At 65.5% G+C, this 22755-nt stretch carries 21 protein-coding genes and 1 riboswitch; of the genes, 12 read left to right on the top strand and 9 right to left on the bottom strand.

The features are described 5' to 3' along the window. Positions 1-74: 74 nt before the first annotated feature. Positions 75-3065, bottom strand: a complete 2991-nt coding sequence (locus tag AC1RPL_RS20860) for a TonB-dependent receptor plug domain-containing protein (RefSeq protein WP_493072175.1) — start codon at positions 3063-3065, stop codon at positions 75-77. A 212-nt stretch (positions 3066-3277) separates the two neighbouring features. Then, on the bottom strand, positions 3278-4681 hold the full coding sequence (gene ahcY / locus AC1RPL_RS20855; RefSeq protein WP_493072173.1) for an adenosylhomocysteinase: 1404 nt from the start codon (positions 4679-4681) through the stop codon (positions 3278-3280). 194 nt (positions 4682-4875) lie between these two features. Here ahcY and AC1RPL_RS20850 point away from each other — a divergent pair, with 194 nt between their 5' ends. From AC1RPL_RS20850 to AC1RPL_RS20835, 4 genes are all read left to right on the top strand, one after another. Beyond that, the gene (locus tag AC1RPL_RS20850; RefSeq protein WP_493072172.1) at positions 4876-5397 is read left to right on the top strand and encodes a WG repeat-containing protein; all 522 of its coding nucleotides are present in this window, start codon (positions 4876-4878) and stop codon (positions 5395-5397) included. Between the two features lie 65 nt (positions 5398-5462). Next, positions 5463-5661: riboswitch (cobalamin riboswitch) on the top strand. Between the two features lie 110 nt (positions 5662-5771). Continuing rightward, the gene (gene metE / locus AC1RPL_RS20845; RefSeq protein WP_493072170.1) at positions 5772-8072 is read left to right on the top strand and encodes a 5-methyltetrahydropteroyltriglutamate--homocysteine S-methyltransferase; all 2301 of its coding nucleotides are present in this window, start codon (positions 5772-5774) and stop codon (positions 8070-8072) included. Further along, complete coding sequence (locus tag AC1RPL_RS20840) at positions 8072-8791, top strand: acyl-CoA thioesterase (protein ID WP_493072168.1); 720 nt, start codon at positions 8072-8074, stop codon at positions 8789-8791. The genes metE and AC1RPL_RS20840 overlap by 1 nt, the downstream gene beginning before the upstream one ends. Before the next feature lie 98 nt (positions 8792-8889). After that, positions 8890-9417 (top strand): hypothetical protein, encoded by a 528-nt coding sequence (locus AC1RPL_RS20835; RefSeq protein WP_493072166.1) that lies wholly within the window; start codon positions 8890-8892, stop codon positions 9415-9417. A gap of 5 nt (positions 9418-9422) precedes the next feature. Here the strand turns inward: AC1RPL_RS20835 and AC1RPL_RS20830 are convergent, their stop codons facing one another. Both AC1RPL_RS20830 and AC1RPL_RS20825 read right to left on the bottom strand, forming a co-directional pair. After that, positions 9423-10208 (bottom strand): hypothetical protein, encoded by a 786-nt coding sequence (locus AC1RPL_RS20830; RefSeq protein WP_493072164.1) that lies wholly within the window; start codon positions 10206-10208, stop codon positions 9423-9425. A 22-nt stretch (positions 10209-10230) separates the two neighbouring features. Beyond that, positions 10231-10791 carry a YqgE/AlgH family protein gene (locus AC1RPL_RS20825; protein WP_493072162.1) on the bottom strand — a complete coding sequence of 187 codons (561 nt, stop codon included), beginning with the start codon at positions 10789-10791 and terminating at the stop codon, positions 10231-10233. A gap of 103 nt (positions 10792-10894) precedes the next feature. On the opposite strand from AC1RPL_RS20825, the gene AC1RPL_RS20820 reads away from it, so the two are divergent. From AC1RPL_RS20820 to AC1RPL_RS20805, 4 genes are all read left to right on the top strand, one after another. Beyond that, on the top strand, positions 10895-11377 hold the full coding sequence (locus AC1RPL_RS20820; RefSeq protein WP_493072160.1) for a peroxiredoxin: 483 nt from the start codon (positions 10895-10897) through the stop codon (positions 11375-11377). A 72-nt stretch (positions 11378-11449) separates the two neighbouring features. Next, positions 11450-11716, top strand: coding sequence for a hypothetical protein (locus tag AC1RPL_RS20815; protein WP_493072158.1), 267 nt, complete (start codon positions 11450-11452; stop codon positions 11714-11716). A 75-nt stretch (positions 11717-11791) separates the two neighbouring features. After that, positions 11792-13237 carry an AMP nucleosidase gene (locus AC1RPL_RS20810; protein WP_493072156.1) on the top strand — a complete coding sequence of 482 codons (1446 nt, stop codon included), beginning with the start codon at positions 11792-11794 and terminating at the stop codon, positions 13235-13237. 11 nt (positions 13238-13248) lie between these two features. Next, entirely contained in the window at positions 13249-13386 is a 138-nt protein-coding gene (locus AC1RPL_RS20805; protein WP_493072154.1) for a hypothetical protein, read from the top strand. Positions 13387-13528: 142 nt separating this feature from the next. Here the strand turns inward: AC1RPL_RS20805 and AC1RPL_RS20800 are convergent, their stop codons facing one another. Genes AC1RPL_RS20800 through AC1RPL_RS20785 form a run of 4 tightly spaced genes read right to left on the bottom strand, consistent with a single transcriptional unit; the run spans position 13529 to position 17404 of the window. After that, positions 13529-14269 (bottom strand): SIMPL domain-containing protein, encoded by a 741-nt coding sequence (locus AC1RPL_RS20800; RefSeq protein ID WP_493072152.1) that lies wholly within the window; start codon positions 14267-14269, stop codon positions 13529-13531. A gap of 59 nt (positions 14270-14328) precedes the next feature. Further along, positions 14329-16158, bottom strand: a complete 1830-nt coding sequence (locus tag AC1RPL_RS20795) for a M2 family metallopeptidase (RefSeq protein ID WP_493072150.1) — start codon at positions 16156-16158, stop codon at positions 14329-14331. Between the two features lie 60 nt (positions 16159-16218). Then, positions 16219-16980, bottom strand: a complete 762-nt coding sequence (locus AC1RPL_RS20790; RefSeq protein WP_493072147.1) for an alpha/beta fold hydrolase — start codon at positions 16978-16980, stop codon at positions 16219-16221. Further along, positions 16961-17404, bottom strand: coding sequence for a GFA family protein (locus tag AC1RPL_RS20785; protein ID WP_493072145.1), 444 nt, complete (start codon positions 17402-17404; stop codon positions 16961-16963). The genes AC1RPL_RS20790 and AC1RPL_RS20785 overlap by 20 nt, the downstream gene beginning before the upstream one ends. A gap of 43 nt (positions 17405-17447) precedes the next feature. Here AC1RPL_RS20785 and AC1RPL_RS20780 point away from each other — a divergent pair, with 43 nt between their 5' ends. Genes AC1RPL_RS20780 through AC1RPL_RS20770 form a run of 3 tightly spaced genes read left to right on the top strand, consistent with a single transcriptional unit; the run spans position 17448 to position 20644 of the window. Beyond that, positions 17448-17936 carry a MarR family winged helix-turn-helix transcriptional regulator gene (locus AC1RPL_RS20780; protein ID WP_493072143.1) on the top strand — a complete coding sequence of 163 codons (489 nt, stop codon included), beginning with the start codon at positions 17448-17450 and terminating at the stop codon, positions 17934-17936. Beyond that, positions 17929-19038 (top strand): HlyD family secretion protein, encoded by a 1110-nt coding sequence (locus AC1RPL_RS20775; RefSeq protein ID WP_493072141.1) that lies wholly within the window; start codon positions 17929-17931, stop codon positions 19036-19038. The genes AC1RPL_RS20780 and AC1RPL_RS20775 overlap by 8 nt, the downstream gene beginning before the upstream one ends. A gap of 1 nt (position 19039) precedes the next feature. Then, positions 19040-20644, top strand: a complete 1605-nt coding sequence (locus AC1RPL_RS20770; protein WP_493072139.1) for a DHA2 family efflux MFS transporter permease subunit — start codon at positions 19040-19042, stop codon at positions 20642-20644. Here the strand turns inward: AC1RPL_RS20770 and AC1RPL_RS20765 are convergent. Then, positions 20568-21917 (bottom strand): DUF418 domain-containing protein, encoded by a 1350-nt coding sequence (locus tag AC1RPL_RS20765; RefSeq protein ID WP_493072138.1) that lies wholly within the window; start codon positions 21915-21917, stop codon positions 20568-20570. The two genes, AC1RPL_RS20770 and AC1RPL_RS20765, sit on opposite strands and share 77 nt — an antisense overlap. A 154-nt stretch (positions 21918-22071) precedes the next feature. On the opposite strand from AC1RPL_RS20765, the gene AC1RPL_RS20760 reads away from it, so the two are divergent. After that, positions 22072-22722 (top strand): hypothetical protein, encoded by a 651-nt coding sequence (locus tag AC1RPL_RS20760; RefSeq protein WP_493072136.1) that lies wholly within the window; start codon positions 22072-22074, stop codon positions 22720-22722. The last annotated feature ends 33 nt before the right edge of the window (positions 22723-22755 follow it).

The raw sequence follows: 22755 nt of genomic DNA, 5'->3' as shown, positions 1-22755 counted from the left end.
GTTTCGGCGCAAACGAAAAGGGCCCGGCTTGCGGCCGGGCCCTTCGCTGGTTCGCTTTACAGCGGTGAGGCTGCTCAGAACAGGTTCGGCAGCTTCACGCGGGCGCCGACATAGCCGAAACGGCCGACGGCACTGATCGGGGTACCCAGCGTGCCGATGTCCGGCTTCTGGTTCCACAGGTTGCGCACACCGCCATAGAGCTGGAAGCGGTCGTTCACGTTGTAGCTCATCGAGATGTCGTGCTGCCACAGCTCGTTGAAGTAGAGATACTCCGGCGCCACGATGTCCGGATCGCCGGCCACCGCCTGGTTCGAGTAACGCAGCGTCTTGTCGGTCCACAGGATGCCGTAGTTGACCCGGAAGCCCTCATACTGCCAGCTCAGGTCGGCATTGACCGTGTACTTCGGCGCACCAGCCGCGCCGCGCGAATTAGTGACGTCCGCGCCCGGGGTGCCGATGAACTGCAGCCGGTCGAGATAGTTGCCGATCACGCTCAGATTGAACGTGCCCAGCTTCGACGTGCGCAACGTGTAGTTGAGGTTCACGTCGAGGCCCGCGGTACGGAACTCGGCGACGTTCTGCGGGGTGAGCGTGAAGCCGACGATATTGCCCGCATCCGCCGTGCCCGCGCCGCCATTCTGGCGGACGATTCCCGCGCAGAAGGGATTGTTGAGCGTCGGCTGATCGACGCACAGCTCGGAGAGCTCCTGCGAGGTGACCGTGTTGATCGCGTTCTTGAGGCGGATGTCATACCAGTCCGCACGCAGCGAGAAGCCACGCAGGAAGCTCGGCTGGAGCACGACGCCCGCAGTCCAGGTGGTTGCCTCTTCCTGCTGCAGGCTCGGGTTGCCGCCCGCGAAGCCCGGGATGTTCGTCGAACGCGTATCGTCATAGGTCGCCGGGTTGGCGCCTAGCGAGGTCAGCAGCGCCTGGCAGTTTGCCGCGCGATACTGCGTGCCGAACTGTAGCTCGGTCGACAGGCACGGATCGGTGATGAACTCGAAGGTCTGCGAGTTGCCCGAGAACAGCTCGCCGATGTTCGGCGCACGCACCGCCTTCGAATAGGTGCCGTTGAAGGTGATATCGCGGATCGGCGAGAACGCGCCGTCGACCTTCCAGGTCGTGGTGCTGCCGATCGTCGAGTAGTCGGAGAAGCGCACCGCGCCGCCCACTTCGAGGCTGTGGATGAAGGTATCGGTGAGCAGCGGCACGCGAAGCTCGCCGAACACTTCCTTGACGTCATACTCGCCCGCGTCACGGGTGAGCGCGTTGGTGAAGGTCAGGCTCTGCGCCGCGAGCGGATCGGGCGTGAAGCTGCTCTTTTCCTTGCGGTATTCGGCACCGACCGAGAAACCGATATTGCCGCCGCCCGGCATCGAGAACAGGCCGCCCAGATCGCCGCTCAGATACGCCGAGGCAACATGCTGCTGGATGCGGGCACGATCGAGCGTATCCGCCTTGATCCAGTCGAGCGCCGCCTGGCTGCCGGCATTTTCGCCGAACAGGTTGAGCGGAATGCACTGGCCCGGCGTGAAGGTCGTCGGGGCGAAGACGTCGCGCGTCGAGTTGTACGGCTGGTCCGGCGTCCAGGTCGGATCGACATTGACGCGGCAGGTCGGGCCATTGGCGCCCTGCACCACGTCGATCGCCGCATAGTAGCGGTCGTCGAGGATGTCGTTCAGGTAACGGCTCGTCACGTCGGTGCGGCCATAGGTGTACGACACTTCGTAGTTCAGGTGGCTGCTGAGGTCGCCGCGCACGCCGAACACGCCGCGATAAGTCTCGCGGGTGATGTCCTCACCGCGCTGGCCGAAGTCGAAATTGTCGCGGTTGAGCAGCACGCCGCCATTGCCCGCGGCCGCGATGATCGGCCGCAGGGCCGCCGGGATGTAGGGGTTGTCCTCGGGGATCAGGAGGTAATAGTCGAAGGTCGGCTGTGCCAGCGAATAGCTGTGCGTGCGCGCATATTTGCCCTCGGCGAACACCTGGAAGGCCGGGCTGATATCGAAATGCGCGAGCGCATTGACGACGTGGCGATCGACCTGCGGCAGCAGATCATTGCCGTAATCGGCGACGCGGGTGGCGCTTCCGCCCTGCTGATAGGCACTCGGCACATAGGTGCCGTGATCGAACAGCTGGAGGCCGCCGGCCCCGACGAGATAGTCGGGCATGCCGTCGAAATCGATGTCGATGCCGCCTTCGCGGGCGGTGTCGTAATAGCGGATGTCGTTCAGCGGCACATAGGTCGGGCTGGTGCCGTTCGGATTGCGATAGAAGCCGATACGGTTCGAACCGGAGAAGCGGCTGCGATTGTGCGAATCGAGGCGGTCTTCCGAGCCATATTCATAGGCGACGGCGATGTTGCCGCGGCCATCGGCGAAGTTCTTGCCCGCAGTGATCGAGAAGAGACGCTGGCCGGCATCGCCCTGCTCCGAAATGCCCGCCTGCGCGCGCGCGCTGATGCCCTCGAAGTTCTTCTTCATGATGAAGTTGACCACGCCGGTCACGCCGTCCGCGCCGTAGATGGCCGAGGCGCCGCCGGTCAGCACTTCGATGCGATCGACCAGGTCGTTGGGGATGGTGTTGATGTCGACCGAGGCAGTGCCGGGCACGCCGGAGACGTGGCGACGGCCGTCGACCAGCACCAGCGTGCGCTGGGTGCCGAGGTTGCGCAGGTCGAGCAGGTTGAGGCCGGTATAGCCGATGCCCGCCCGGTCACCCGAGTTGTTGGCCGAGGTCGACGATCCCTGCAGCGCCGGATAGCCGGTGAGGAAGTCGGTCAGGTTGGTGGTGCCCGAATCCTGCAGCGTCTGCGCACCCAGGGTCACCACCGGGTTCGGCGTCTCGAAATCCTGGCGGCGGATGCGCGAGCCGGTGACGACGATGGCGCCTTCCTGCGCTGCGGCCTGATCCGTCTGCGGCACGGCGGCGGCGTCCTGCGCGTCGGCAGGCGGAGTCTGGTCGGCGGTCTGCGCGAAGGCCGGCGTGGCGATCGCGAGTGCGAGCACCACGGCGGACGCGGTCAACGAGAAGCGGTTTTGCTTGCGCGCAACAATCTGACGCATTTGTACATCCCTCTGAAAAAGTCCTCCCGTCCTCGGAATCGAATGTTTCCGCATTTTGTCCGAGATGTGTGCAAGACGCCGTATGGTGGCGATCAGTTGCGCTCGAACAACGCTTTCCGATGTTGCGTTGCAAAATTACAACATCGTTTCAGTAACAAAAAGGCCGCGCTCCCTCAGGGGAACGCGGCCAATTTGTTGCGGTCTTTTACCGATTAGTAACGATAGTGATCCGGCTTGAACGGACCTTCGACCGGCACGCCGATATAGTCCGCCTGCTTCTGGCTCAGCTTGGTGAGCTTCACGCCCAGCTTGTCGAGGTGAAGCGCGGCGACCTTCTCGTCGAGGTGCTTCGGCAGGACATAGACTTCGTTCTTGTACTTGTCCGCGCCGCTCCACAGTTCGAGCTGCGCCAGCACCTGGTTGGTGAAGGACGACGACATCACGAACGACGGGTGGCCGGTCGCGTTGCCGAGGTTCACCAGGCGGCCCTTCGACAGGACGATGATCTTCTTGCCGTCCGGGAACTCGACTTCGTCGACCTGCGGCTTGATCTCGGTCCACTTGAAGTTCGCCAGGCCGGCGATCTCGATCTCGCTGTCGAAATGGCCGATGTTCGAGACGATCGCCATGTTCTTCATCGCACGCATGTGGTCGACGGTGAGCACGGCTTCGTTACCGGTGGCGGTGACGAAGATGTCGGCGCGGGTGGCGGCCTCTTCCATCGTCACGACTTCATAGCCTTCCATCGCCGCCTGCAGCGCGCAGATCGGATCGACTTCGGTGACCAGCACGCGGGCGCCGCCGTTGCGGAGCGACGCGGCCGAACCCTTGCCGACATCGCCGAAGCCGGCGACGCAGGCGACCTTGCCGGCGAGCATCACGTCGGTGGCGCGACGAATCGCGTCGACCAGCGATTCCTTGCAGCCATAGAGGTTGTCGAACTTCGACTTGGTGACGCTGTCGTTCACGTTGATCGCCGGGAAGGGCAGCTTGCCCTTCTTCGACAGCTCATAGAGACGGTGCACGCCGGTGGTGGTCTCTTCCGAGACGCCCTTGATCGTGGCGACGGTCTTGGTGAGGTAGCCCGGGCGCTCGCCCAGGAAGCGCTTCAGCGTGGCGACGAAGATCTCTTCCTCTTCGTTCGACGGGGTGAACAGCTCTTCACCCGCCTCGACGCGCGCGCCCCACAGCGCGAACATGGTGGCGTCGCCGCCGTCGTCGAGGATGAGGTTGCAGGTCTGGTCCTGGCCCCAGTCGAAGATGCGGATGACGTAGTCCCAATATTCCTCGAGCGTCTCGCCCTTCACGGCGAAGACGGGGATGCCGGCCTCGGCGATCGCGGCCGCGGCGTGGTCCTGGGTCGAATAGATGTTGCAGGTCGCCCAGCGCAGCTCGGCGCCCAGCTCCTTGAGCGTCTCGATCAGCACCGCGGTCTGGATCGTCATGTGCAGCGAGCCGGTGATGCGCGCACCCTTGAGCGGCTTCGAGGCGCCGAACTCGGCGCGCAGTGCCATCAGGCCGGGCATTTCGGTCTCGGCGATCTCGATCTCCTTGCGGCCAAAGGCGGCAAGCGAGAGGTCCTTGATGACGTAATCCTTGTCGAGCACGGTAGCCACGAGCTGGTCTCCAGATGTGAATCGGTTACGCGCCGGGAATCGCCGGCAGCGGATGCGGGCGCCCTACAGACTTCGCCGTCGCCGTGCAATTCCTAATATAAAGATATCTTTATATGTCATGCTCAGCCGGTCTTTGGACACGGCGTCCGGTATGATAGCCTTGCGCAATGCGCTGGCCGATCCCCCCGCTCCTCATGCTGACCGCGGCCGCCGGACCGGCTGCGGAACCCTATCCCCTCGCCTGCTTCTACGCGCCGCGTGGGGGCGAGCTCGACACGTTCCCGGACTGCGCCGCGGAGCAAGCCGACGGGACGATCCGGCTGGCGCCGGCGCACCGCGCGAAGCTCGACTATGACTGGGGCGGCCTGGCCACGGTCCATGTCGGCAAGAGCTTCCACTATGTCGCCCGCGACGGCCGCACCGCGCCGGTGATGACGATGGACAATGGCGCCGAGGACTTCGTCGATGGCCGGGCACGCTCGCAGCTCGGCGGGAAGATCGGCTATATCGACCGCGCGCTGCACCTGGTGATCCCGCGCCGCTATGATGGCGCCATGCCGTTCGAGAAGGGCGTGGCGGAGGTTTGCATCGGGTGCACGCTGGCCAGCGACGGGGAGCATGGCTGGTACGCCGGCGGGCGGTGGATGCGGGTGGATCGGCGTGGGCGGGAGTTGCCTGCCATCGTCATCCCCGCGAAGGCGGGGATGACGGAATAGAGTATCGGCGAGAAGCTCATATAAAGAATTCTTTATATCACCCTTGACGCCGTACCCCGAGCGGCAGATGCTTAAGGCGTCGAGGTTCTTCCGGCTTGCCCGGAAGCTAAGACGGGAAGCCGGTGCGAAACCGGCGCTGCCCCCGCAACTGTAAGCGGCGAGCGGCGATCCAAGCTGTGTCACTGAGGGGCTTGCCCCTTGGGAAGACGGATCGTCCGCGCTGACCCGTGAGCCAGGAGACCTGCCTCCGACGCGATAACGTCCACCGGCGGGGTGCCCGGTCTGGCCGCTTGCATGCCGCGGCCGGGCAACCGTCCTCGCATGCCTGTGTGTCATGCCGGTCTCCCCCGCCGTTTCATCGGGGTATGAAGACCATGACCGTTACTGTTGCCACGCTCGGCTTCCCAAGGATCGGGCCACGCCGCGAACTCAAGTTCGCACTCGAGAAATTCTGGTCGGGCAAGTCGTCCGAAGCCGAGCTGCTGGAGGCCGCCCAGGGCCTGCGCGCCGCCGCCTGGGCCCGCCAGGCCGCGCTGGGGGCCGACTGGCTGCCGAGCAACGACTTCTCCTTCTACGATCACGTGCTCGACACCAGCCTGATGCTGGGCGCGATCCCCGAGCGCTACGGCGTCGCCGCCGGCACTGCCGACCTCGCCACCTATTTCGCGATGGCACGCGGCACCACGGGAGAGACGGCATCCTGCGCGCACGGCCATGGCCACACCGCGCAGGAAATGACCAAGTGGTTCGACACCAACTATCATTACATGGTCCCGGAGCTGGCGGCGGGGCAGCAGCTCGCCCTCTCCTCTTCCAAGATCGTCGACGAATATCGCGAGGCCAAGGCGCTCGGCTATGAGACGCGCCCGGTGCTGCTCGGCCCGGTCACCTGGCTCAGCCTCGCCAAGGGCCGCGACGTCGATCCCTTCGACTATCTCGACGAGGTGCTCGGCCTCTATTCAGCTGTACTCACCCAGCTCCAGCATGCCGGCGCCAAATGGGTGCAGATCGACGAGCCGATCCTCGCGCTCGACCTGAGCGAGCGCCAGCGCGCCGCGATCACCCGCGCCTATGCCAAGTTGCCGCGGCTGGGCCTCAACATCCTGCTCGCCACCTATTTCGGCGCGCTGGAAGACAACCTCACCCTCGCCGTGAACCTGCCGGTTGCCGGGCTGCACATCGATCTCGTCCGCGCGCCGGACCAGCTCGACAAGGTGTTGGTGGCGGCACCCAAGAAGCTGCTGCTCTCGCTCGGCGTGATCGACGGCCGCAACATCTGGCGCGCGGACCTGGAGAAAATCCTCGACCGGATCAAGCCGATCGCCGCCACCCGCGACGTGATCCTGGCCCCCTCTTGCTCGTTGCTCCACGTGCCGGTGGACCTGGCGCTCGAGACCAAGCTCGGCGATGAGATCAAGCAGTGGCTCGCCTTCGCGGTGCAGAAGGTCGATGAGCTGGTGACACTGAAGGATGCGCTCAACGCGGGCCGGGAGACCGTCGCGGCCAAGCTGCTCGCATCGAGCGAAGCGGCGGCGGCACGGCAAGTATCGCTGCGCATCCACAACCCGCAGGTCCAGGCGCGCATGCTCGCGGTGACCCATGCGATGCGCGACCGCATCTCGCCCTATGCCGATCGCGCCAAGGTCCAGGCCGAAGTGCTCGACCTGCCGCCTTTCCCCACCACGACGATCGGATCGTTCCCGCAGACCGCCGAGGTCCGCCACGCCCGCGCCGAGCATAATCGCGGCAATCTGGGGAGCGCCGCCTATGAGCAGTTCCTGCGCGAGGAAACCGCGCGCACGGTCCGCTGGCAGGAGGAAGCCGGGCTCGACATGCTCGTGCACGGCGAGTTCGAACGCAACGACATGGTCCAGTATTTCGGCGAGCAGCTCGCCGGCTTCGCCTTCACGTTGAATGGCTGGGTCCAGTCCTATGGCTCGCGCTGCGTCCGCCCGCCGATCCTGTTCGGCGACGTCTCGCGGCCCGAGCCAATGACGGTCGAGTGGTGGCGCTATGCGCAGTCGCTAACAGACAAGCCGATGAAGGGCATGCTCACCGGCCCGGTGACGATCCTCAACTGGAGCTTCGTGCGCGACGACCAGCCGCGCGCGACATCGTGCCAGCAGATCGCACTGGCGATCCGCGACGAGGTGGTCGATCTCGAAAAGGCGGGCTGCAAGGCGATCCAGATCGATGAGGCAGCGCTTCGTGAAGGCATGCCGCTGCGCAAGCGCGACTGGCAGGCCTATCTCGACTGGGCGGTGGACAGCTTCCGGCTCTCGGCGGCGGGCGTGGCCGATGCGACCCAGATCCACACGCACATGTGCTATTCGGAGTTTAACGACATCCTGCCGGCGATCGGCGCGATGGACACCGATGTGATCTCGATCGAGACCGCGCGATCGCAGATGGAGCTGCTCGAGGGCTTCGCCGCCTATCGCTATCCGAGCGCGATCGGGCCCGGCGTCTATGACATCCACGCCCCGCGCGTCCCCTCGGTCGAGGAGATGGTCTCGCTGATGCAGCTTGCCCAGGCGCATCTCGCGCCCGAGCAGCTGTGGGTGAACCCCGATTGCGGCCTCAAGACGCGCAAATGGGAGGAAGTGAAGCCGGCGATCGACGCAATGGTCGCGGCGGCGCGGACCTTGCGCGTCCGCGTGGCGGAGCCCGCCTGATGGCTGGTGTCGTCCGCCTCATCGACATGGTGTTCCCGGGCGACACCAACCACCACGGCACGCTGTTCGGCGGGGTGGCGCTCGCGCACATGGACAAGGTGGCGTTCCTCGCCGCCTCACGCCATGGCCGGGCGCCCTTCGTCACCGCCGCCTCCGATCGGATCGACTTCGCCGCACCGGCGCTGAAGGGCGAATTGATCGAGGCGACGGGACGCGTGGTTCGGGTCGGCACCCGCTCGCTCGATGTCGAGGTCGAGCTGGTCGCCGAGGCACTGCTCAGCGGGGAGCGGCGTCTGTGTACGCGTGGCCGCTTCACGCTGGTGGCGCGCGAGGGTGGACCTTTGCCCGCTCTCGCGCCGCCCGAAGACGAGCCCGAGGGCGCATTGCTGATGGCAGACATGGTCTTCCCGCCGCAGACCAACCATTACGGCACGCTGTTCGGCGGCGAGTCGCTGCGCATGCTCGGCAAGGCCGCTTTCATCGCCTCGACGCGGGACACGCGGAAAGTGATGGTGATGGCCGCCTCGGAGCGCGTCGATTTCACTACGCCGATAAACGAGGGCGAGATGATCGAGATGGCGGCGCGGGTAACGATGCGCGGCAACCGGTCGCAGCGGGTACGAGTCGAACTATGGGCGGAGGACCTGCTCAGCGCCGAGCGTCGGCGTGCGGCCTCGGCGGAGTTCGTGATGGTTGCCACCGCCTCGGGAGATTCTTGAAGCGGCCGGCCGATTGGTACCCCAGATTTTGGCAGGTGACGAAGACCCCGGAAGGGCGCAGAACAGTGCAGCGTCATCCACAGCCGAGAGCCACGCTCATGTTCCGGTTTCTAGCGCCTGCCCTGCTCCTGTCCGTCGCCGTTGCTCCCGGTGCCTTCGCCCAGACTTCCGAAGCGAGCAGCGCCGGCGTGATCCCGCCGCGTGGCACTTCGGTGCAGGGCGCGCAGGATCTGGTCGCCATCCTTGCCGGCACCAACAAGCAGGTCGTCAGCAATTGCTGGGACCTGGGCTGCCTGCTGATCATCAACGATACCGGCCTGTACGACGTGGTCGGCTTCTACGTCGATGCGCGGAAAGACGCGCGCTGGAGCCGCAACCAGTTCAGCGAGCCGCTATGGCCCGCCAAGGCGACATTGCGCTTCAAGACCGGCAAGGCGCCCGACATGTGCGACTTGCCGGTCCGCTTCGTGCTGCGCCACCGCGAGACGCGCGACAAGACCGAGATCGAAGGCACCGCCAGTCTGTGCACCGCGCCGCACCAGGACTCGCTGATCCGCATCAAGATGCTGGAAGGCAAGGTGTTCGTCCGCGGCGACGACGAGCCGGACCCGAACGAGACGCATTGATCGCCTCAGCTACACCATAGCACCGTATCGACCAGGCGCGGCCGGGGGCAGGCCCCGGCTGGCAGGGGCAGCTTCATGCCCGGCCGCCACAGCCCCAGCTGCCGCTGGATGTTGGGCATTTCGGAATCGATCGCCGCGAGCGGGTTGCCGTCGCCATAATGGGTGGCGCTGCGATAGCGTAGCGCCTGGCGGTAGCGCAGCCCCGTGTCCGGCTTGCTGACGGTGATCCAATAGCCATAGGGCTTGTCGCTGGTCGGTTCAGCCGAGATCATCGCGCCGCGCAATGGGCCGTCCGCGACGAAGCGGACTTCCTGGTTGTTGTTGCGCCCCACCCGCTTCGCATAGACCAGCGTGAAGCTGTCCTTCGCCTGGTCATAGGCGAGCAGTTGCGTACCGACGCGCTGATCGCCATTGCCGCCATACATGCTGCCGGCCTGCACCAGGAAGAGTGCGTTGCCGCGCGCCGGATGGACGATGCGCGCGTCGCGCAGGAAATGCACGTCGGAGAAACTGTCGGCCCCCGAAGCCAAGTCGAGCATGTCGCCCAATATCGGCAGGCAGGAACGTCCATTGTCGCGGCTGATGCACAGCTTGACGAGGCCCGGCCCGGGTTCGTCGAACACGCCGGGCGTATCGGGGCCTTGCGTCGCAGTGAAGCGCCAGGGCGAGCGGGCGCCGAACGGCTCGGCCAGGTCGATCGAGGAAAGCAGCTTGCCTTCGGGTGCGCGCGCCCCGCCGCTCAGCAGAGCCACTGCCCCCAGCATCGCCAGTTGCTTCACGGCGGATCGCATCGCACTTTCCTCCCAGAGAGCCTCAGGCCGTTCCCGCGCTGCTGGCGAGCATCCGCGGATCGATGCCCGCGCCGGCGAAGCAGACGGCCCAGCGGTCCTCGGCATCGATATCGTAGATCAGGTCGGGCGTGCCCATCGTGTTGAACCAGCCGTGGCGCGCGAGTTCCTCGTCGAGCTGCCCTTCGCCCCAGCCGGCATAGCCGAGCGCGACCAGGTATCTGGACGGGCCGGTCCCCGCCGCGATCGCGCGCAGCACGTCCACCGTTCCGGACAACGCCCAGCGGCCGCCGACGTCGATCGTATCCTGCCCGCCCCAATCGGGGGCATGGAGCACGAAGCCGCGCCTGGGCTCGACCGGGCCGCCGAAATGTACCGGCGTGTCGGGCGCGACGCCGGGATCGATCTCGAATTGCTGGAGCAGGTCATGGAGGGTCAGTCCCTCGATCGTGTCGCCGATGCCGATGCCGAGCGCGCCTTCCACGTCGTGCGCGCACATCGCGATCACGGCGTGATCGAAGCGGGGATCGCCGATGCCCGGCATGGCGAGGAGGAACTGGCCGGTAAGGAAGCGCGTCGAATCCATGGTCGATCAACGTAGCCGCACCGTTTCGGCTCCGCCACGCTTGAAAAAGGTAGCGCAGGGGCCGATTGGGACACAGACTCAATTTCCCCAAGGAGAGAGAAGAATGACCATCCAGGTTGGCGACCGCATCCCCAGCGTCACGTTCGTGAAGGTGACCGAGGGTGGCCCCGAGCAGATCAGCTCGGACGACTATTTCGCCGGCCGCAAGGTGGCGCTCTTCTCGGTGCCGGGCGCCTTCACCCCCACCTGCTCGGCCAAGCATTTGCCGGGCTTTGTCGAGAAGGCCGACGAGATCAAGGCAAAGGGCGTCGACGAGATCGCCTGCACCGCAGTGAACGACGCATTCGTGATGGGCGCCTGGGGCCAGTCGAGCGGCGTTGCCGGCAAGGTGACGATGCTCGCCGACGGCAATGGCGACTTCCCCAAGGCGCTGGGCCTGGAGATGGACGGCTCGAAGTTCGGCATGGGCCAGCGCGGCCAGCGCTTCTCGATGCTGGTCAATGACGGCGTGGTCGAGCAGCTCAATGTCGAGGCGCCGGGCCAGTTCGAGGTCAGTTCGGCCGATTATCTGCTCGGCCAACTGTAAGATCGCGGCCGTAACGGAACCGCTGGGGGCTCGCCGAGTTGATTCGGCGAGCCTTTCAGAAAGGGAACCGTCATGGCCGAAACCGATACCACGACTGCCAACAGCACCAGCACCACCCCCACCACGCTCGAAGACGCCACCGAGCAGGCCAAGAGCTTCCTCGCCCAGGCACAGGAAGTGATCGGCGACGCGGTGGATGCCACCGTGACCGCGGTGAAGGAGCATCCGATCGCCGCGGCAGGCATTGCCGCCGGCGTCGCGGCCGCAGTAGGCGGTGCCGCTTATGCCGCCACCCAGTTGGGCGGCGAGACCAAGCCGGCACCCAAGACAAAGAAGTAAGAAGACGTGCGGACCACTCCCTCGAAAAGGGGGAGTGGTCTTGCCAGCGTCATCTTTGCGCATTAGCCGTCAAAGATGACTCAAGCTTCCGATATCGTCGCCGACCTCGAGCGCCTCTACAACGCCTCGGTCCAGCGCCTCAAGGCCGCCCTCAACCGCTACATCACCGACGGCACGCCGCCGGCGCCGGAAGACCGGGTCGATGGCAGCTTCGCCTATCCGGAATTGCGCGTCACCTATCGCGGCGGCAACGACCGCAACCGCCCCACCCCGCGCCGCTCGTTCGGCCGGCTGGTCGAGGAAGGTGAGTACCGCATCTCGGTCACGCGCCCGCAGATGTTCAGCCGCTACCTGATCGAGCAGCTGACCTTCCTGATCGAGGATTACGACGTCGAGGTCCACGCCGTCACCGGACGGCAGGAGATCCCGTTCCCCTACGTGCTCGATCCCAGCCACATCGCAGCGATGGACCAGATTTCGGTGACCGAGCTCGGCCGTCACTTCCCGGCTACCGAACTCGCCCATATCGGCGACGAGATCGCCGACGGGCTGTGGATGACGGTGGACGATACCCGCCCGCTCGCGCTGTTCGACGGGCTGCGCACCGATTTCTCGCTGGCACGTCTCCGCCACTATACCGGCACCCCGGTCGAGCATTTCCAGCAGTACATCCTGTTCACCAACTATCACCGCTATGTCGATGAGTTCGTGCGCTGGGCAGTGGACCAGCTGGGCGAAGGCTCGCGCTTCATCGGCGTGTCGGGCGCGGGCGGCGTGATGGTCGAGGCCCGGGACGACACCGACCGGTTGCTCAACGATACCTCGGCCTGGCGCCGCCACCAGATGCCGGCCTATCACCTGATGGCGGCGGACGGCACCGGCATCACCCTGGTCAACATCGGCGTCGGCCCGTCCAACGCCAAGACGATCACCGACCACCTCGCGGTGCTGCGCCCCGAGGCATGGCTGATGATCGGCCATTGCGGCGGCCTGCGCCCCAGCCAGCGGATCGGCGACTATGTCCTCGCCCACGCCTATCTGCGCGACGATCACATCATGGACGATGTGCTGCCGCCCGAAATCCCGATCCCTGCGATCGCCGAAGTACAGCTCGCGCTCGCCCGCGCGGCCGAGACGGTCTCGGGCCAGTCGGGCGAGGAGCTCAAGCAGCGGCTGCGCACCGGCACGATCGTCACCACCGACGACCGCAACTGGGAGCTGCGCTACTCCAAGTCGGCGCTCCGCTTCTCGCTGAGCCGCGCGGTGGGCATCGACATGGAGAGCGCCACGCTGGCCGCGCAGGGCTACCGCTTCCGCGTACCCTATGGCACCTTGCTCTGCGTCTCGGACAAGCCGCTCCACGGCGAACTCAAGCTGCCCGGCCAGGCCAACCTCTTCTATGAGCGCGCGATCGCCGAGCATCTGAAGATCGGCATCGAGACCTGCGAGGAGCTGCGCCGCGAAGGCCCCCGCCTCCACTCGCGCAAGCTGCGCGCATTCAACGAGCCGCCTTTCAGATAAGGAGACGAGCGATGATCGACCCCGAGGAACAGCCCGAAGCCGAGACGCCGCACGCGCACCAGCCCGACGGCACCGACAGCTCGGCCGAATGGGAGGCGCAGATCGCCGACGAGAGCATGATCCCGGACAGCGATCCGCCGGGGGAGTGATCGACTAGGGCCGACATCCCCGTTCCCAGGCGAAAGCCGGGACAAGGATGTCGCTCGAGAAGGTCGACCGCCTAACGTGGTGGGCCGATACTGGGCCCCGGCTTTCGCCGGGGAACAGCTGGAGCGCAACTGCTGCGGCCCCTCACCGGCTGAGCTGGAACTCCACCGCCAGGTTCGCCTGCACGGTCACGCCATCGGACGCGGCGCCGGTCTTGGGCGCGAACATGCCGATCAGCTGGAGGAAGAAGCTCATCGATCCCGCGACGATATCCTGCTTCTCGCTGATCCGCGTGATCGACGCGCGCTTCAGGCCGAGCGTAGTGGCATAGGCAGCCGCCTCAGCCCGCGCCCTCGCGATGGCATCGGCCTTGGCCTGGCGCGTCGGACCCACATAATCGTCGAGCAGCGCGGCAACGTCATCGTCCATCGTGCCGTGGTTCGCCTCTACCGCCGGCTTGGCGCCCAGTGCTGCCGCACGCGTGGAAGCATCGAAGAAGATCGTCTCGCTCGCCGTCGATTGCGGCTTCTCGCTTTCATCCGCCGTATCAAGCGCAAAGCTGGTCTTGCCGCGCCCGGCAAAGGCGGAGAACAGGCTGGCAAGCGGATTGCCGTTGGCGCCTTCCAGGGGCTTGCCTTCATGAATGCCCTGCGCGCCCAGCGCCTGGACGAGCTTGGTGCGGTTGGCGGCCAACGCGGCCTCCGCCGCCTTCTCGTCCGCACCCTTTCCGGTGAGCTTCACCGAGAAACGGAAACGGTTGGCAGGGACCACGACCTGTCCAGCCGCGACGATCTCCACGGCTACCGGGCCATCCACAGGCGCGGTCTGCGCCATCGCGGCGGCGGGCATGGTCATCACGGTAAGTGCGACGGCATATTTGAGCATGTGCGGGACTCCATTCCGATAAGAAAAAGGGGCGAGCCAGCGGCCCGCCCCTTGTGTCGTCACCAGCCCTGGGGCTGGCCCTTGTTCTGCTGATCGAGCCACTTCTTCAGCGGCGCGAAATATTCCGCCATCGCCTTGCCCGATATCTCGCGGGTGCCGGTGAATTCCTGCAGCGCATCGGGCCAGGGCTTGGAAGCACCCATTGCCAGCATCTTGTCGAGCTTCGCGCCCACTTCCTTGTTGCCGAAGAAGGAGCAGCGGTGGAGCGGGCCCTTCCAGCCGGCCTGGTCGCATGCCGCCTTGTAGAACTGGAACTGGAGCACCCGCGCCAGGAAGTAGCGCGTGTAGGGCGTCGTCGCCGGGATGTGGAACTTGGCGCCCGGATCGAACTTCGTCTCGTCACGCGCCACCGGCGGCACGATGCCCTGGTACTGCAGGCGCAGCTTGTCCCAACCGGCCTGGTAGCCGCCCGTAGGGATCTGGCCCGAGAACACGCCCCAGCGCCATTTGTCGACGAGCAGGCCGAAGGGCAGGAACGCGACCTTGTCCATCGCCTGGCGCAGCAGCAGGCCGGTATCCTTGTCGGCGCTGGGCACTTGGCCCTTGTCGAGCAGGCCGATCTGGACGAGGTAATCGGGCGTGATCGACAGCGCGATGAAGTCGCCGATCGCTTCGTGGAAGCCGTCATTCGCACCGTCGAGGTACAGCGGCGACTGCTTGTTGTACGCGCGCTGATAATAATTGTGACCGAGTTCGTGGTGGATCGTCACGAAGTCGTCGGCATTGACCTTGATGCACATCTTGATGCGCAGGTCGTCGACATTGTCGATATCCCAGGCCGAAGCGTGGCACACCACTTCGCGGTCCGCCGGTTTCACGAACTGCGAGCGCTGCCAGAAGCTCTCGGGCAGCTGCTGGAAGCCGAGCGATGAATAGAAGCCCTCGCCCGCCTTCACCATCTTGGTATGGTCATAGCCCTTGGCCTTGAGCAGCTCGCCTACGTCATAGCCGACGCTGCCGGTGCCCGGGGGCGCGACGATATCGTAGATATTGCCCCATTCCTGCGCCCACATATTGCCGAGCAGATCGGCGCGGATCGGACCAGTCTTGGCCTGGACGGCGTCGCCATATTTCTGGTTGAGCTTGTGGCGGACATAGGTGTGGAGCGCGACGTAGAGCGGCTTCAGGTCGTTCCAGATCTTGTCAGTCATCGCCGCGAAGGCATCCGGATCCATGTCATAGCCCGAGCGCCACATCGCGCCGACATCGGCATAGCCAAGGCCCTTGGCACCGTCGTTCGACAGGCCGACCAGCTTGGCATAGTCGGGGCGCATCGGCGCGCCGACATTGTCGTTCCAGCTGGTCCACATTTCCTTGAGCTTGGCTGGATCGCGGACCTCGCCCATCGCGGCTTCGATATCGCTGCCGTTGATCGGCTTGCCGTCGAGCGTGCCCTTGCCGGCACCATACATGCCGGTGATCTTCGCCGACACCGCAGCCAGCTCGTCCGCCGCGCCGGCGCGCACCGGGGCCGGCAGCACGATCTTGTTGCGCAGCATGCCGAGCTTGCGGCTGGTATCGTAATCAAGGCCAGCGACATTGGCGTATTTCGCCGCCTCAAGCGCGATATCGACCTGCATCTTGGTGAGCGCACCGCTTTCGCGAGCGGTCATCGCCTCGGTATCCTGGGTGATATAGGTGTCGTAGACCCACTCGGCGCGCGCGGCGACGACGCCCTGGGCGAAAAGCTTCGCCTCGGCATCGGCGACGAACGCCTTGGCCTCGGCGGCGGTGGGCGTGGGCGTCTGGCCGTCACGGCCGCGAGCGCCAAGCGGCGCGGCGGCGAGCAACGAAGCGAGCGCGAGCATCGAAATGCCGGTGCGGATCATGTTCGGAATTCCCCTGGGACCTTCTGGATGGCGGGACGATGCGCGCGCCCCGCCAGCCGGTCAAGCCGCGAGGAAATCGGCGACGGCGTCGCCCAACTCCGGGCGCGTGACGGCGCTCATATGGTTGCCCGGCACTTCGCGATATTCGCCGTGGGGGATCAGGTCCGCCACTTCATGCGCCGCGCCATTATCGAAATCCTCGGCGCCCGAGACGACCAGAGTCGGCTGGTGGATCGCGGCGATTGCCTCGCGCGGGGTATCGACAAAGGTGTCGAGGATGCGGAGCAGCGCCTCGGGATCGCCCTTGGTCGTCTTGAGGAAAGCCTCGGTCAGCCATTCGGGCGTGCCGCGCTCGAAGCTGCCGAGATTGGTCAGCACGCGGTGGAAATAGCGACCCCGGCCCTCGGTGTGGGTGAGACCGGCCAGGCCCATGCCGGCCAACACCACGCGGCGCGGGGCAGCGCCATTGGCGAGCATCCGCACGATCGTCCGCGCGCCGAGCGAATAGCCGCCCAGGTCGTAATCGGTGAGGCCGAGATGGTCGATCAGCGCGACGCCATCGTGCATCAGCACATCGCGCGGATAGCTGGCTTCGTCATGCGGCCTGGCGCTCTGCCCATGACCGCGAAGATCCGGCATGATCACCCGGAAGCCCCTGGCAGCCAGCTTGGCGGCATGGCCATATTTTATCCAGTTGACCTCGGCGGTGGAAAAATAGCCGTGGATCAGCACAGCCGGCCTCCCCTCACCCATTTCGGACCAGGCAAGCTCGGTGCCGTCGAAGCTTTGAAAGCGGTGCGTTTCAGTCGGGAAGTCGGCCAACTTTGTCCATCCAGCGTTTGACGAGGCTCGGGTTCTCGTCGGTCCGTGATGCTGGCAGGTGGCTCGTGTCAAGCCACGCGCGGTGCCAGCTCTCGCAGCCCGAATGCTCGGTGGGGACGAAACGATCCGGTTCGTCGAAGCTGCCGACGGTTAGGTCCATCCGGTCATGGCCATGCGCCTCATAGGTCAGCGGCGTGCCGCATTCCCGACAAAAGGCGCGATTGGCGATCGGCGAGGATGCGAAGCGCTCAGGCTCCTTTTCCCAACGCACATCTGCCTTGCCGATATTCTTGAACGCGATCGAGACGCCGCCGGTGGCGCGCTGGCACATCCGGCAGTGGCAGAGATAGGCTTCGTCGTCCTCGATCTGCACCGTGTAGCGCACCCGGCCACACTGGCAGCCGCCGCGCATTTCCTCCGCCATCGTTCCGCTCCCTGCAATTGCTGCGTCGCAAAAAACAATCAGGTTGTCGTTTGAAATCTATGAGTGTGCTTATTATATGCACACTATGTCGGAGAGTCTTGGGTTCCTGCTTAGCGATGTATCGCGCCTTTTGCGCCGTCGTTTCGACGAGCGCGCGCGGGCAACGGGCGCCAGCGTGGCGCAGTGGCGCGTGCTCAAGCTGCTGGTACGGCACCCAGGCGCGAATCAGGGCCAGCTTGCCGAGCTCCTGGAAGTGGAACCGATCACCGCCTGCCGGATGATCGACCGACTCGAGGAAGCCGGCTTCGTCGAGCGCCGCCGCGATCCCGCCGATCGCCGCGCCTGGCGCATCCACCTGACCGAAAAGGCCGGCCCCGTGCTCGACGAGCTGCACGTGCTGGCGGCCGATTTGATCGAAGAGACGCTTCATGGGTTCAACCCCAGGCAGCGCGAAGAATTGATCGGAGCGCTCGAAGGGCTCCGCGCGAACCTGACCAATCTCCAAGAGGGCAAAGAGGCCGCAAATGGCTGACGCAGAACCGAAGATCGAAACGTCCGAAGCGACGAAGATCACCATTCCGACCGAAGGCACGACCGTGCCCGAGGCGCCCGAGACCCCGGCAAAGCCGAAGCGCGGCCTGCTGCGCCCGCTCCTGATGTTCGGCGTGCCCGCGATCCTGCTCGCCATCGTGGGGTATTTCTACCTCACTTCAGGCGGCAGCGTGTCGACCGACAATGCCTATGTCCAGCAGGACAAGAGTTCGGTCTCGACCGATGTCGGCGGCCGCATCGTCGAAGTCGGCGTGAAGGAGAACCAGGCGGTCAAGGCCGGCGACCTGCTCTTCCGCATCGATCCCGCGCCCTATCGCATCGCGGTGCAGCAGGCCCAGGCCGCGATCGCCGCGGCGCAGGTCCAGCTCAACACCGACCAGGTGAGCTCCCAGGGCAAGGGCGCCGACATCCAGGCCGCGCGCGACGTGATCGCCAACGCCCAGGAAAATTACGACCGCCAGGCCGCGCTGATGAAGCAGGGCTTCACCACCCGCGCCAATTTCCAGGCTGCGCAGCACGCGCTCGAGCAGGGACGCGCCCAGTTGCAGAATGCCGAGGCGAGCGCTGCCGAGGCACGCGCCAAGATCGCCACCGGCGCCGCGGTGCCGGGTGAGAACCCGCAGATCGCCGCCGCGCGCGTCCAGCTCAGCAAGGCGCTGCTCGACCTGCAGCGCACCGAGGTGCGCGCCCCGGTGAGCGGCATCGTCAGCCAGACCAAGAGCCTGCAGGTGGGCCAGCAGATGATCACCGGCCTCGCCGCCGTGACCATCGTCTCGGACAAGCCGGCCTGGATCGACGCGAACTTCAAGGAAACCGATCTCAACAAGATGCGGGTCGGCCAGTGCGCGGTCGTCACCTTCGATGCCTATCCGGGCATGAAGCTGAAGGGCCATGTCGAGTCGATGGGCGCGGGCACGGGCTCCGAATTCTCGGTGCTCCCGGCGCAGAACGCCAATGGCAACTGGGTGAAGGTCACCCAGCGCGTGCCGGTGCGCATCGCGATCGACGACAAGAGCCAGCGCGCCCTGATCGCGGGCCTCTCGGCAGACGTCGAGGTGATCTTCAACGGACCCTGCAAGTAATATGGCGACGGCAGCCCCCGGCCGCGCCAATGGGGCGGGTGAGGCGTCCCCCACGCCTCCCCGCCCGCTACCCGAGGGCGGCGCCGCGCTTCCCGTAAAGTACAAGGGCCTGCTCACGCTCGGCGTCATGATGGCGACGATCATGCAGATCCTCGACACGACGATCGCCAATGTCGCGATCCCGCACATGCAGGCGTCGCTCGGCGCCACGCGCGACACGATCAACTGGGTGCTGACGAGCTATATCGTCGCCTCCGCCATCGCGATCCCGATCACCGGCTGGCTTTCGGACAGGATCGGCTCGCGCAACCTGTTCCTGATCTCCACCGTCGGCTTCGTCATCGCCTCCGCCATGTGCGGCGCGGCGCAGACGCTCGAGGAAATGGTCGCCTTTCGCATCCTGCAGGGGATCACGGCTGCGTTCCTGAATCCGCTCAGCCAGACGGTGATGCTCGACATCAACACGCCCAAGGACCAGCCCAAGGCGATGTCGATCTGGGGCATGGGCATCATGATCGGCCCGATCATGGGCCCGCTGATCGGCGGCTATCTGACCGACAATTTCGACTGGCGCTGGGTGTTCTATGTCAACCTGCCGGTTGGCGTGGTCACCTTCGCGATCCTGTGGTTCCTCCTCCCCTCGCGCCCGATCCGCAAGCGCACCTTCGACGTGTTCGGCTTCAGCCTGCTCGCCATCGGCATCGGCTCGCTCCAGCTCATGCTCGACCGTGGCCAGGACCAGGACTGGTTCTCGTCAATCGAGATCTGGGTAGAGATGCTGTTCGCGGTGATCGCGCTGTGGATGTTCGTCGTCCACCTCTTCACCGGCAAGAACCCGATGTTCGAGCGCGAGCTGTGGAAGCATCGAAACCTGGTGACCGGCATCTTCTTCATGCTCGTGATCGGCCTGGTGATGATGGCGACGATGGCGCTGCTGCCGCCGATGCTGCAGAATCTCTATGGCTATTCAGTGTTCGACGCCGGCCTGTTGCTGATGCCGCGCGGCGTCGGCGTGCTGCTGACGATGATGGTCGGATCGCAGCTGATCCAGCGCGGCTGGCTCGATCCACGCTGGTCGGTGGGCATCGGCCTGGCGATCGCCGCCGTGTCGCTGTGGGAAATGTCGCGCTGGACGCTGGAGATGAGCAGCACGCCGTTCATCATCTCGGGTTTCGTCCAGGGCCTGGGCCTAGGCCTGGTGTTCATGCCGCTCAACGGCCTCGCCTTTGCCGGCCTGCCCCCGCGCTTCCGCACCGAAGCATCGAGCCTGCTCAACCTGCTGCGCAATGTCGGCGCGTCGGTCGGCATCTCGATCGTCAGCGCCCTGCTCGCGCAGAACATCCAGCGCAGCCACCAGTATCTGAGCGAGCACGTCACCGCGACGACGATGAACGGAATCGGCTCGATCGTGCAGGGCCTCGGCCAACAGGGCGCGCTGGTGACGGCGATGATCGACGCCGAAGTGAACAAGCAGGCGGCGATGATCGCCTATCTCAACGACTATTGGCTGATGGCGATCGTGACCGCGGTCAGCGTGCCGCTGGTGGTGCTGCTGCAGAAGCCGGGCGGGAAGGTTGAGAACGATCCGGCTGCGGCGGGGCATTGAGCCCCGCCCGCCGGAAAGGCTGCAGCTTCACATAGGCAAGGCTGCGCCACGCCCATTCGAGCGGTCCGCTGACGAAGTGGCGCATCCACCAATTGGCGAAGATCACCAGCACGACGATCCCGATCGTAGAGATCACCGCCATCTCGGCCCAACCGAACCGTCCCCAGAGGTTGAAGCCCCAGGGCGCGAACAGGATGTACATGCCTACGATCTGCTGGAGGAAATAGAGCGAGAAGGCCATGCGGCCGGGCGCCTTGAATACCCCCAGCACGGCTTCGCCGACGCGGCTCTTCACTGCCAGGTTGACCAGGGCGAGATGCCCCAGGCCGATCGCCATGCGCGCGAACTCGCCGGTGATCCACAGGCTGCGCGGGCCCGGCGCAAAACTGAGCGTCTCGGAGAGGCCAATCGCCCGCGCGGTGAGGCCGAAGCCATAGCTGACGAGCAATAGCCACATGTAGAAGCGCGCGCTTCGCTGGCCCTGGATCACCCCCCATTTCCACAGCGCGACGCCGATCAACATCGTGCAGAACGCCTCGATCACGTCCCAGACCAGCCACAGGCTGGCGAGATAGCTCCAATAGCTCCACGCATTCTTGGCGTAAGGCAGCCAGCCGCCCTTGTGCGCCTGGTGCTCCTTCGCGACGAGCGCGGGATCAGGCTTGTGCGTGGCGAGCTTGCGCCATTCGGTAACGGCGGCGGTGTCGCCCGCCTCAACCCGGTGGACCAGCTCGGTGCGCGCGGCATATTCGCGCACGCCATATTCGGGGATGCCCAAGCCTGTGAGCACCGCCCAACCAAGGCCGAGCGCCACCAGCGTCTTCGGCCCCAGCAAACGGAACGGAAAGAGAAACAGCGCCGCAAGCGCGTAGATGTGGAGGATGTCGCCCGGCCAGAGCAGCACGAACACGTCGAACAGCCCAAAAGCGAGCAGCCACAGATTGCGGCGATAATAGAGATCGGCGACCGCCACCGGACCGTCCGGCGTCATCGCCTTGCGCACCAGCACCATCATACCCGCGCCGAACAGGAATTCGAGCAGGCAGCGCTGGGTGCCGGCGAAGACCAGGTTGATCGCTAGCCAGGCGTCGCGGTCGATCGGCGTCCAGCCGATCAGGCGGACATCGGCCGAGAAGGTCCACACGCTCGCCGCCATATAGGGCACGTTGATGTAGAAGATGCCGAGGATCGCGAGCCCGCGCAGCATGTCGAGCACATCGATGCGGGCCTTGCCCTGCACCGGCGCCAATCCGGCATTGCTCACATCCACCACGCTACGCGACCCACCCGAAAGAAGCCGCCGGCTTAACGTCGATCAGTCAATTCCGAGTAAAGAACAGGTTCGCGTTCCGGTACGGGCGCCGTCGCTCCGTCTCGCACAAGGGGCAGATCTCGGCTATGATCGGGACCCAAAGACGGGAATGCAGATGCGGTTCAGGATGCTCGCGATAATCTCCACCGCGCTCTTGCTGGGCGCTGCCGCGCCACCCCGCCCTGCCCCGATCGAGCAACTCGACGTCGCCTTGCACGAACTCACCGCCAGCGGCGCCGAGTTCACCCTCGCGACTATCCCCGTCGAGGAGCGCGGCGCGTTCGCCCGCGCCCGTGCCGATCGCATCGAGATCGACCCCGACGCGCTGGTGCTGGTCGAGGACAAGCAGAGTGCCCGCGCCCTCGCAGCGCTTCTGCTCAGCTATTATGCGATGGCGGAGCCAAATCGGCTGACCACCAGCCCTTCGCGCGTCGGCACCGTCGCAGCTGCCGCGGGCGCGATCCTGCTCGGCACCAAGGTGATCGAGCCGACCGACAAAAAGGATTTCGGCTATGCCGAGCAGACGCGCCCGGCGTTCGAGCTCGGTTGGTTCCCGCCGGCACGGGTGGACGCTAGCGACGGCGCGGTACGCGCCTCGCGCATGGTAGCGATGCTTAACAAGGCAGGCGGCTGCTCAGGACCGCTGGCGGACCTGCTCACCGATGCCGAGAAGCTTGGCAACCGCGAGGCGCTGGCCCTTTCCCGCCGCGTTCGCAAGGATCTGGGCAGCTCGATCTATCCGCCCGATTATAGCTGCGATAGCTGAACTTGCGCCCGGCGACCCGTGTAGGCGGAGGCC

It is taken from the genome of Sphingomonas sp. GW821-FHT12D09 (genome assembly GCF_058807215.1).
The sequence above is the reverse complement of the archived record's forward strand: the minus strand, read 5'-3'. Positions and strand labels throughout refer to the sequence as shown.

What these genes read in the sequence shown, in the direction of transcription:
- AC1RPL_RS20860 (WP_493072175.1), bottom strand. Translation starts at nt 3,065, where the DNA reads ATGCGTCAGATTGTTGCGCGCAAGCAAAACCGCTTCTCGTTGACCGCG.
- AC1RPL_RS20850 (WP_493072172.1), top strand. Translation starts at nt 4,876, where the DNA reads ATGCTGACCGCGGCCGCCGGACCGGCTGCGGAACCCTATCCCCTCGCC.
- metE (WP_493072170.1), top strand. Translation starts at nt 5,772, where the DNA reads ATGACCGTTACTGTTGCCACGCTCGGCTTCCCAAGGATCGGGCCACGC.
- AC1RPL_RS20840 (WP_493072168.1), top strand. Translation starts at nt 8,072, where the DNA reads ATGGCTGGTGTCGTCCGCCTCATCGACATGGTGTTCCCGGGCGACACC.
- AC1RPL_RS20835 (WP_493072166.1), top strand. Translation starts at nt 8,890, where the DNA reads ATGTTCCGGTTTCTAGCGCCTGCCCTGCTCCTGTCCGTCGCCGTTGCT.
- AC1RPL_RS20830 (WP_493072164.1), bottom strand. Translation starts at nt 10,208, where the DNA reads ATGCGATCCGCCGTGAAGCAACTGGCGATGCTGGGGGCAGTGGCTCTG.
- AC1RPL_RS20825 (WP_493072162.1), bottom strand. Translation starts at nt 10,791, where the DNA reads ATGGATTCGACGCGCTTCCTTACCGGCCAGTTCCTCCTCGCCATGCCG.
- AC1RPL_RS20820 (WP_493072160.1), top strand. Translation starts at nt 10,895, where the DNA reads ATGACCATCCAGGTTGGCGACCGCATCCCCAGCGTCACGTTCGTGAAG.
- AC1RPL_RS20815 (WP_493072158.1), top strand. Translation starts at nt 11,450, where the DNA reads ATGGCCGAAACCGATACCACGACTGCCAACAGCACCAGCACCACCCCC.
- AC1RPL_RS20810 (WP_493072156.1), top strand. Translation starts at nt 11,792, where the DNA reads ATGACTCAAGCTTCCGATATCGTCGCCGACCTCGAGCGCCTCTACAAC.
- AC1RPL_RS20805 (WP_493072154.1), top strand. Translation starts at nt 13,249, where the DNA reads ATGATCGACCCCGAGGAACAGCCCGAAGCCGAGACGCCGCACGCGCAC.
- AC1RPL_RS20800 (WP_493072152.1), bottom strand. Translation starts at nt 14,269, where the DNA reads ATGCTCAAATATGCCGTCGCACTTACCGTGATGACCATGCCCGCCGCC.
- AC1RPL_RS20795 (WP_493072150.1), bottom strand. Translation starts at nt 16,158, where the DNA reads ATGATCCGCACCGGCATTTCGATGCTCGCGCTCGCTTCGTTGCTCGCC.
- AC1RPL_RS20785 (WP_493072145.1), bottom strand. Translation starts at nt 17,404, where the DNA reads ATGGCGGAGGAAATGCGCGGCGGCTGCCAGTGTGGCCGGGTGCGCTAC.
- AC1RPL_RS20775 (WP_493072141.1), top strand. Translation starts at nt 17,929, where the DNA reads ATGGCTGACGCAGAACCGAAGATCGAAACGTCCGAAGCGACGAAGATC.
- AC1RPL_RS20770 (WP_493072139.1), top strand. Translation starts at nt 19,040, where the DNA reads ATGGCGACGGCAGCCCCCGGCCGCGCCAATGGGGCGGGTGAGGCGTCC.
- AC1RPL_RS20760 (WP_493072136.1), top strand. Translation starts at nt 22,072, where the DNA reads ATGCGGTTCAGGATGCTCGCGATAATCTCCACCGCGCTCTTGCTGGGC.